Source organism: Formosa algae (assembly GCF_001439665.1).
Lineage (GTDB): Bacteria > Bacteroidota > Bacteroidia > Flavobacteriales > Flavobacteriaceae > Formosa > Formosa algae.
Genome location: NZ_LMAK01000067.1, coordinates 224,341 through 234,971, shown reverse-complemented (window position 1 = coordinate 234,971; position 10,631 = coordinate 224,341). Strand labels below are relative to the sequence as shown.

General features: G+C 34.7%; 8 protein-coding genes. All 8 read left to right on the top strand.

Annotated elements, in window-relative coordinates; genetic code table 11:
- The coding region (locus AST99_RS15005; RefSeq protein ID WP_057783076.1) for a lysylphosphatidylglycerol synthase domain-containing protein at positions 1 to 645 on the top strand (645 nt) is incomplete at its 5' end.
- Positions 646 to 735: 90 nt separating this feature from the next.
- Complete coding sequence (locus AST99_RS15000) at positions 736 to 1,884, top strand: alpha/beta hydrolase (protein ID WP_057783074.1); 1,149 nt, start codon at positions 736 to 738, stop codon at positions 1,882 to 1,884.
- Complete coding sequence (gene radA / locus AST99_RS14995) at positions 1,884 to 3,245, top strand: DNA repair protein RadA (RefSeq protein ID WP_057783072.1); 1,362 nt, start codon at positions 1,884 to 1,886, stop codon at positions 3,243 to 3,245. The genes AST99_RS15000 and radA overlap by 1 nt, the downstream gene beginning before the upstream one ends.
- A gap of 109 nt (positions 3,246 to 3,354) precedes the next feature.
- A complete protein-coding gene (locus AST99_RS14990; protein WP_057783070.1) occupies positions 3,355 to 5,460 on the top strand; it encodes a M13 family metallopeptidase in 2,106 nt (701 codons plus the stop codon).
- Between the two features lie 112 nt (positions 5,461 to 5,572).
- Positions 5,573 to 6,037 carry a hypothetical protein gene (locus AST99_RS14985; protein WP_057783068.1) on the top strand — a complete coding sequence of 155 codons (465 nt, stop codon included), beginning with the start codon at positions 5,573 to 5,575 and terminating at the stop codon, positions 6,035 to 6,037.
- 107 nt (positions 6,038 to 6,144) lie between these two features.
- Positions 6,145 to 9,549, top strand: a complete 3,405-nt coding sequence (gene ileS, locus AST99_RS14980; RefSeq protein ID WP_057783066.1) for an isoleucine--tRNA ligase — start codon at positions 6,145 to 6,147, stop codon at positions 9,547 to 9,549.
- A gap of 4 nt (positions 9,550 to 9,553) precedes the next feature.
- Positions 9,554 to 9,934 (top strand): TraR/DksA family transcriptional regulator, encoded by a 381-nt coding sequence (locus AST99_RS14975; RefSeq protein WP_057783097.1) that lies wholly within the window; start codon positions 9,554 to 9,556, stop codon positions 9,932 to 9,934.
- A 64-nt stretch (positions 9,935 to 9,998) separates the two neighbouring features.
- Positions 9,999 to 10,619: a hypothetical protein gene (locus tag AST99_RS14970; protein WP_057783064.1), complete on the top strand. Its 621-nt coding sequence runs from the start codon at positions 9,999 to 10,001 to the stop codon at positions 10,617 to 10,619.
- Positions 10,620 to 10,631: the final 12 nt, after the last annotated feature.

The following is a 10,631-nucleotide window of genomic DNA, read 5'->3' as shown; positions in this document are numbered from 1 at the left end:
ACAACTTATGAAGGCGTCCCTTTTGATAGGGGTTTTGGGACAGTAGTTGCAGAGCGTATAGCAGATCTAATTGTCATGTTTAGTATTATTTTGGTGACCTTATGTTTGCAATTCGATTTTATTTTTAATTTCTTCCTTTCAAAATTCAATGTATCTAAAGTAATTATTGGAATGGTTGGGCTTGCCGTGTTTGGTATCGCTTTTTTAATTTACATCAGAACAAGTCATTCTACTTTAGCGGTTAAAATTAGAACTTTTGTTTTAGGGTTATTAGAAGGTATTTTAAGTATTTTTAAAATGAAGAAAAAATGGCCTTTTATAGCACATACCTTATTTATTTGGGCCATGTATGTACTCATGTTTTATATTACAACTTTTGCCTTAGACGGGTTGCAACCTATTGCTTTTGGAGCCATTTTAATTGCATTTATTTCTGCAAGTTTTAGTATTGCAGCTACAAATGGAGGTATTGGGTCTTATCCCGTTGCGGTATATGCTGCATTTTCATTATTCGGAATTGCAGAAGGCCCAAGTATTGCGTTTGGCTGGATTATGTGGTCATCACAGACGTTATTAATCATAGTTTGCGGTGGTTTGTCACTGTTATTTCTTCCCGTTTATAATAGAAAATTCAATTTAAAATAGCCTTAAAAAAGAATATTTTATTAACATAGAAATTTTGTTTCAACAAAAAAAGTATTTTTCATACCTTGCGTAGGACTAACCTCGCTTATGATGAAAAGAATACTTTACCTATTTTTATTACTGTTTTCATGTCAATTAGTTTCTGCGCAAGCTATATATGAAACGATTCAATCAGAAAAACTTGGCTCGACCAGAAAATTAAAAATTCAACTACCTAGAAATTACAGCGAAAATGTTGATAAAAAATATCCGCTTGTAATAGTGTTCGATGGCGATTACATGTTTGAAGTTGTTGCGGGTAATGTAGACTATTATTCGTATTGGGAAGATGTGCCTGAAGTAATTGTAGTGGGTATAAACCAGATTGAACATAGATATAATGACACTATGTTTTCTGAACAAAACTCTCTGCCAATTGATAGTAGTGCAAAATTTTTCGAATTTATAGGAATGGAATTATTGCCATTTATTCAAGAAAAATATAGAACCGAAGATTTTAAATTGGCTATTGGTCATGGCGCTACGGCAAATTTTATTAATTACTATTTATTAAAAGACAAACCATTGTTTCAGTCTTACATTGTAATTAGTCCAGAATTGGCTCCGAATATGACAAAATATATTCCGGATCGTTTAGGTAAAATGGATCGCAAAACCTTTTACTATTTAGCGACTACTACAGACGATATAGAGTCTGTTAAAAAAGGAACACACTTATTAAATACAGCTATAAAAAATAAAGAAAACGACTACTTAAAATATCAGTACGACGAGTTTGAAGGCTTAACACATTATTCTATAGTAGCTCAGGCTGTACCTAAAGCGTTAGAGAATATATTTTATGTATATCAACCGATTACTTCAAGAGAGTTTGAAAAAGACATTATGGCTTCAGACGAGCCTGCTATAGATTATTTGAAAAATAAATACGAATCTATTAAAGAATTGTACGGTGTAGATAAAACCATTTTGGTAAACGATTTTAAAGCTATAGCCGCAGCTATTGAAAAGAAATCTGAATTTAAGGATTTTCAAGAGTTGGGTAAAATGGCAAGAGAATCATATCCGGAAACGATGTTGGGTCAATATTATTTAGCACGTTTTTACGAAGAAACCAATCAGCCTAAGAAAGCGATGAAAACCTACCAATCGTCTTATATTTTTGATGAGATTGCAGGTTTAACTAAAGATGATATGATAGAGCGAGCAAACCGACTTAAAGCAGATTTTGGATATTAATGGCGAAAGTTAAAACCACATTTTTCTGTCAGAGTTGTGGCGCACAATACGCAAAGTGGCAAGGCCAATGTAACTCGTGCAAAGCCTGGAATACTATTGTTGAAGAAGTAATCCAGACACCTGAGAAAAACGATTGGAAAACGCCATCTTCAAGTGCTGTAAAACAAAGCTCGAAACCGTTATTAATTAATGAAATTGATGCCTCTAAGGAAGCGAGATTAGATACTTTTGATGAAGAATTTAATCGCGTTTTAGGTGGCGGAATTGTACCCGGATCTCTAACGCTTTTGGGAGGAGAACCCGGCATAGGTAAGAGTACATTGCTACTGCAAGTGGCGTTGAAATTACCCTACAAAACATTGTATGTATCTGGTGAGGAAAGCCAGAAACAAATTAAGATGCGTGCAGAACGCATTAATCCAAATAATAGCAATTGCTATATTTTAACCGAGACAAAAACGCAAAACATCTTTAAACAAATTGAAGCTTTGCAACCCGATATTGTTATTGTAGATTCTATTCAGACCTTACATAGCGATTATATCGAATCGTCTTCCGGAAGTATTTCACAAATAAAAGAATGTACTACAGAACTTATCAAGTTCGCTAAAGAGACCTCTACACCTGTAGTTTTAATTGGGCATATTACTAAAGATGGACATATAGCCGGCCCAAAAATTTTAGAACATATGGTAGATACTGTACTTCAGTTTGAAGGCGATCGCAATCATGTGTTTAGAATTTTAAGAGCGAATAAAAACCGATTCGGGTCTACTAACGAACTCGGCATTTACGAAATGCAAGGTTCTGGATTACGAGAAGTGTCAAACCCATCGGAAATTTTAATTTCAAAAAAAGACGAAGAATTAAGCGGAAATGCAGTTGCCGCAACCTTAGAAGGTATGCGTCCGTTAATGATAGAAGTGCAGGCTTTAGTGAGTACAGCTGTTTATGGAACACCACAACGTTCTGCAACAGGTTTTAATGCTAAACGCTTAAATATGTTGTTGGCTGTTTTAGAAAAACGTGCCGGGTTTAGATTAGGAGCAAAAGATGTCTTTCTAAATATTACTGGCGGAATTACTGTCGATGATCCTGCAATAGATTTAGCTGTTGTTGCTGCTATTCTATCTTCAAACGAAGACGAATCGCTGGCTAAAGATTTTTGTTTCGCTGCAGAAGTTGGTTTGTCCGGAGAAATCCGTCCTGTACAACGTGTAGAACAACGTATTCAGGAAGCCGAAAAACTTGGGTTTTCAACAATATTTGTGTCTAAGTATAATAAAATCACTTTAAAACCTAAGGCTATTAAAATTCAATTAATTTCTAAAATTGAAGATTTAGTAGACTTAATTGTGTGATTTTAGTTAAAATTCATATTTAGTAGTAACATTTCGGTTTAAAGACCGACTACAATTTGTAAGTGTTCCAAGGAACATGACTAAAAAAGACTAATTCAAACTTAAATAAATGAAGACTAATATTTTAAAGTTATCTGTGCTTAGTGCCATTGCTTTTGGAAGCTTAACAGCTTGTAAAGACGAGGCTAAAAAAGAAACAGCAGAGGTGACAGTTAAAGAAGAAGTTGTGCCAGGAATCAATTTAGATTATATGGACAATTCTGTAAAAGCTAACGATGATTTCTTTAAACACGTAAACGGAAATTGGCTTAAAAACAATACCATTCCAGATGACAGATCAAGATGGGGAAGTTTTGATGAGTTAAGACAAAAAACAGACGAAGATGTTTTAGGTATTTTAAAAGCGGCTATGACCGATGACAAAGATCTAGAAAAGATAGACGTGCTTCCCGGATCAGATCAAGAAAAGGCCGTATTTCTTTATGAGACAATTATGGATACCGTTGCTAGAAATAAAGCGGGAATAGATCCTATAAAGCCTGTTTTAGCTAAAATAGATGCGATTAACTCTGTTAAAGATTTAGAAGCTTACATTATTGAAATGGAGCCTAAAGGTGGTGCTGGATTTTTTGGTTTTAGAGTCGGTTCAGATGCAAAAGACAGTAATAAAAACGTAGCCAATTTAGGAACAGGACGTTTAGGTCTTCCTGATCGTGATTATTATGTAAAGGACGATGCAGATTCTAAAGAAAAAAGAGAGCAATATGTCGCTTACATAACTCGTATGCTTCAATTCTTAGGAGATTCTGAAGAGGCTGCAAATGCACAAGCCAAACAAATCTTAGCTTTCGAAACCAGTTTAGCAGAGCCTAAAATGGATAAAGTAGAATTAAGAGATAGAAGAAAAACATACAATCCTACAGCAGTTTCAGATTTACAAAAAATGGCTCCAGTTATAGATTGGTCTGCGTATTTTGACGGGATTGGTGCTAAAAATTTAGACACTGTAATTGTTAGTCAGCCTCAGTATATAAAAGCACTTCAGTCTATCTTGGCTAAAGATAATGTTAGCGATTGGAAAGCATATTTACGTTGGTCTATACTTAATAGGTCTGCAGGTATGTTAAGCCAAGATTTAGAATATGCAAGTTGGGAGTTTTATAGCAAAACATTACGTGGTGCAAAAAAACAACGTCCTAGCGACGAGAGAGCATTACAAACTATTAACAGAACGGTAGGTGAAGCTTTAGGGAAATTATATGTAGATAAAAAATTCCCGCCAGAAGCGAAAGCGAAAGCAGAAGAAATGATCGAAAATGTAATTAAAGCATTTGAAAATAGAATCTCTGCATTGTCTTGGATGAGTGAAGACACTAAAGTAAAAGCGATTGAAAAACTTAAAGCAACTACTATAAAAATTGCTTATCCAGACAAATGGAAAGATTATTCTGCTTTAGAAATTGCTGGTCCAGAAGCAGGAGGAAGTTATATTGAAAACATGCAAAATGCAAGAGCATGGAATTTTCAAGACGATATTGATAAATTAGGAAAGCCTGTAGATAAGTCTGAGTGGGGAATGTCTCCACAAACAGTTAACGCATATTTCAACCCATCGTATAACGAGATTGTATTCCCTGCGGCTATTCTTCAACCGCCTTTTTACAACTACCAAGCAGATGATGCTGTAAACTATGGTGGAATTGGTGCTGTAATCGGACATGAAATTTCTCATAGTTTTGATGATTCAGGATCTCGATACGATAAAGATGGAAACTTAAACAATTGGTGGACAGATAAAGATTTAGAAGAGTTTACAAAACTAGGAAAAGCTTTAGCAGATCAGTACAGCAGTTTAGAAGTGTTGCCAGAAACGTTTATTAATGGTGAATTTACTTTAGGTGAAAACATCGGAGATTTAGGTGGTGTTAACGCTGCTTACGATGCTTTACAAATGAGCTTTAAAGAAAACGGTAAACCAGAGCCAATAGATGGGTATACTGCAGAACAACGTTTCTTTATGTCTTGGGCAACCGTTTGGAGAAGTTTATATAGAGATGATGCTTTAAAGAATCAAATTAAAACAGATCCGCATTCTCCAGGAATGAATCGTGCCGTACAACCGCTTTTAAATGTAGATGCATTTTACGATGCCTTTGGTATTAAAGCAGGAGATAATATGTTTATCGAACCCGAAAACAGAGTTAAAATCTGGTAACTGAAAGCATTAGAGTTAAAAATTTTTAAACCCCCGACAATCTGTTCGGGGGTTTCCTTTTACCTTTGGTTTTATAGCAGAAGTCTATCTGCAATTATCAAAACAAACGAATATGAAAACAAAGGGAATTTTATTATTTATAATAGGTGTAATGCTTTGGTCTTGCGGATCAAGTAAACAGGTTAATAAAGACGACTTAGTTAACCGTTTAGATAGTTATATGTCTAAAATAGATCAAGATAAATCTTTAGAAGAGACTTTTCAAGACGGTGCATTAACAGATGCTAATGGAGAAGAAGATTTAGGAATATTTAAATATTATGTAAATTTTGATGCGAAAACCAAAGATTTGTATCGCATTAAAAATATTGAAGAGACCGGGAATTTTAGAACTGAAAGTTATTATTTTAAAGACAATGCGTTAGTTGCTGCAACGGTAAAATCATCTGCAGCCGATGAAAAGAAAATATATCTTTACAAGGGCAAAATTATATCCAGTTCTAATATAGATTCCAAAGAGCAGGACTTGCTTTTAACAAAGGCAAAACGCTTTCAAAACGAATATAAAAACAAGTAAAAAAGTAAATTTTAAAACCGATTATTTTCAATCGGTTTTTTTGTGGTTTAACACCGCTGTTTTCTTAAAATTCATTAATTTCGCGTTCTTATAAGAAAATAGAACGCATGAGCATGAGATTTCCTGAGTACAAAGGTCTTAACTTACCAAACGTCGCAGAAGAAATTCTTGATTTTTGGGAATCGGAAAATATATTTGAAAAGAGCATTACCACAAGAGAAGGACACGAACCCTTTGTGTTTTTTGAAGGTCCTCCGTCTGCAAACGGTTTACCAGGTGTGCATCACGTTTTAGCGCGTTCTATTAAAGATATTTTTCCGCGTTATAAAACCATGAAAGGTTTTCAGGTTAAACGTAAAGCAGGTTGGGATACTCACGGTTTACCAATTGAACTTGGAGTAGAAAAAGAACTTGGGATTACCAAAGAAGATATCGGGAAAACTATTTCTGTAGAAGATTACAATGCGGCTTGCCGTACAGCTGTAATGCGTTATACAGGTATTTGGAACGATTTAACCAAAAAAATGGGATATTGGGTAAATATGGACGATCCATATATTACTTACGAACCAAAATACATGGAAAGTGTTTGGTGGTTACTAAAGCAGGTTTACGACAAAAAGTTAATCTACAAAGGGTATACAATACAGCCATATTCTCCAAAAGCTGGTACAGGTTTAAGTTCTCACGAATTAAATCAGCCAGGAACGTATCAAGATGTTACCGATACGACTATCGTTGCACAGTTTAAAGCGAATGCAGATTCGTTGCCAGACTTTTTACAAGACGAAGGTGATATCTTTTTCTTAGCTTGGACAACCACGCCTTGGACGTTACCAAGTAACACCGCCTTAACTGTTGGAAATAAAATTGACTACATTTTAGTAGAAACCTATAACCAATACACTTTCGAACCTATGAATGTGGTATTGGCAAAACCATTGCTTGCAAAACAATTTGCAGGTAAGTTTTTTCAAGTCGACGCTAAGCCTGCATTGTTAGATTACAAACATGGCGATAAGAAGATTCCGTTTTACGTTGTAAAAGAATTTAAAGGAAAAGATTTAGTAGGTATTTCGTACGAGCAATTAATGCCTTACGCTTTACCAAACGATAATCCAGAAGATGCCTTTAGAATTATTGCTGGAGATTTCGTAACGACAGAAGACGGAACAGGAATTGTACATACAGCGCCTACGTTTGGTGCAGACGATGCCTTGGTTGCTAAACAAGCCGTACCAGAAATTCCACCGATGTTGGTAAAAGATGAAAACGGAAATTTAGTGCCGTTAGTCAATTTACAAGGGAAGTTTAGACCCGAAATGGCAGAATATGCAGGTAAATATGTAAAGAACGAATATTATAAGGATGGTGAAGCGCCAGAGCGTTCTGTAGATGTTGAGATTGCTATTCAATTAAAAGAAGAAAATAAAGCCTTTAAGGTTGAAAAATATAAGCACAGTTATCCAAATTGTTGGAGAACAGACAAACCTATTTTATACTACCCATTAGATTCTTGGTTTATTAAAGTAACGGACGTTAAAGGGCGTATGGTAGAACTTAATGATACCATTAACTGGAAACCAAAATCTACAGGAACAGGTCGTTTCGGAAACTGGTTAGCAAATGCTAACGACTGGAATTTATCGCGTTCTCGTTATTGGGGAATTCCATTACCAATTTGGAGAACTGAAGATGGTAAAGAAGAAATATGTATTGGTTCTGTGGCCGAATTAAAAGCAGAAATGGCTAAAGCTGTTACTGCTGGTGTTTTAGAAAAAGATATTTTCGAAGGTTTTGAAGTCGGAAATAATTCTGAAGAAAACTATGCACAATTAGACTTACATAAAAACATTGTCGATCAAATTACATTAGTGTCTGCTTCAGGACAACCAATGAAACGCGAAAGCGACTTGATAGATGTGTGGTTCGATTCAGGTTCTATGCCATATGCACAATGGCATTACCCGTTTGAAAATAAAGAAAAAATTGATGGAAAAGAATCGTATCCAGCAGACTTTATTGCAGAAGGTGTAGATCAAACACGTGGGTGGTTTTATACGCTTCACGCGATTGCAACTATGGTGTTCGATTCTGTAGCCTATAAGAACGTAGTGTCTAACGGATTAGTGTTAGATAAAAACGGACAAAAAATGTCGAAGCGTTTAGGGAATGCGGTCGATCCTTTTGACACGCTTTCAAATTACGGTCCAGATGCTACCCGTTGGTATATGATTGCAAACGCAAACCCATGGGACAACTTAAAATTTGATTTAGAAGGAATAGAAGAAGTAAAACGTAAATTCTTCGGAACATTATATAACACCTATTCATTCTTCAGTTTATATACTAATTTAGATAAATTCACGTATAGCGAACCAGATATTCCATTAGCAGAGCGCCCGGAATTAGATCGTTGGATTTTATCAGAATTACATACACTTATTCAGCGTGTAGACGAATATTATGCAGAATACGAGCCAACAAAAGCAGCACGCGCCATTTCTGAGTTTACACAAGACTATTTAAGTAACTGGTATGTGCGTTTAAGTAGAAGACGTTTCTGGAAAGGCGATTATCAGCAAGATAAGATTTCGGCTTATCAAACACTATACACATGTATGCTGACCATTGCAAAATTAGGTTCGCCAATTGCACCATTTTTCATGGATAAACTTTACCGAGACTTAACACAAGTGACACAAAAAGAAACATTTGAAAGTGTACATTTGGCTGAGTTTCCGGTATGCGATGAAGCGATTATAGATAAATCGTTAGAACGTAAAATGGGTCGAGCACAAGTTATCTCGTCATTGGTATTATCATTACGTGCTAAAGAAAAAATTAAAGTACGCCAGCCGTTACAGAAAATCATGATTCCTATAGATACTAAGGAACAGAAAGAAGAGATTTTAGCGGTTGCCGATTTAATTAAGCATGAAGTTAATATTAAGGATATTGAGCTGTTAGAAGACGCATCAGACATCTTAGTAAAACAAATAAAACCAGATTTTAAAGTTTTAGGACCGCGCTTTGGAAAAGATATGAAGTTGATAGCTAGTGAAATAGCGAAAATGACTTCAGAAGATATTAAAAAAATAGAGCAAACAGGTACTATAAACATTGATGTTAATGGAAAAAGTATTACTTTAGGTCGTGAAGATGTTGAAATTATATCGCAAGATATTGAAGGATGGTTAGTTGCTAACGAAGGTAATTTAACTGTAGCTTTAGATATTACGATTTCTCAGGAATTAAGAAAAGAGGGAATTGCGAGAGAATTAATTAACAGAATACAAAATTTACGTAAAGATTCTGGCTTCGAAGTAACAGACCGTATTTCGGTTAAACTTCAAAAACACGATGAGATTGTAAATGCTGTAGCAACAAATTTAGAATATATTAAGGCAGAGACCCTAACCGCCGAACTTGAAATTATGGATCTTATAAACGACGGTATCGAAATTGTTTTTGATGATATTGAAACCAAGTTGTTTATTGAAAAACACTAACAATATGAGCGTAGACATAAACGTAAGATACTCCGATAAGGATTTAGCAGAATTTAAGGAGTTAATTCAGGATAAAATTGTAAAAGCTAAACATGATTTAGACTTAATAAAAAGCGCATATCAAAACGATTTAAATAACGGAACAGACGATACGTCTCCTACATTTAAAGCCTTTGAAGAAGGAAGCGAAACAATGAGTAAAGAAGCGAATTCGCAGTTAGCAATTCGTCAGGAAAAATTTATTCGCGATTTAAAAAACGCTTTAATTAGAATAGAAAATAAAACGTATGGAGTTTGCCGTGTTACAGGTAAATTAATTAACAAAGAACGTTTAAAATTAGTACCACATGCCACACTTAGTATTGAAGCTAAAAATATGCAATAAGCATACTTAAAAACTATAAATAAAACGCCTTACATCTTGATGTAAAGGCGTTTTTTACTTTTTTATGAAATCTATATTATTAATTATTATTGGCTTAAGTTGTTCCTTATTGAGCGCTCAAAAACGGGTCGATAAAATAATTGATGCTCAAAATATCTCTACACTATATATAGACGGTGCAAATTGTTTTAATATTCAAATTGTGGCTTCAACATCTAGTCAGATTAAAATACAGACTAAAATGGAAGGCGAGCATAGTGAAGAGATGTTAGTTGTAACCAGAACACAACAGGATTCTCTTTATATTGTAACTAGATTTCAGCCTTTATTTGAAGCAGATAACGATAAGTTAAGCGCACATAAAGTGATGTCTATTGAACTTGATATTCAAATTCCTGAAAATCTAAATCTTGTTGTAATAAGTGACATTGCAAGTGTTGAGGTTGAAGGTGTTTTTACTTCTGCTTTTATCGAGCTAAATCAAGGTCAGTGTAAATTGTTATCATTTCTAGGTTCTGCAACAGTTAATACTATTAATGGCGCTATTTATGTCGAAACTAATTATGCAACGGTGCATGCTACGTCTAGACATGGAGCTGTAGCGCTTCAAAATTTAATTCCAGGAGAAAATCAATTGCATTTAAAGTCTATTCAAGGCAGTATTAGTGTAATTAAAACAGAATAATATTCTTATTTT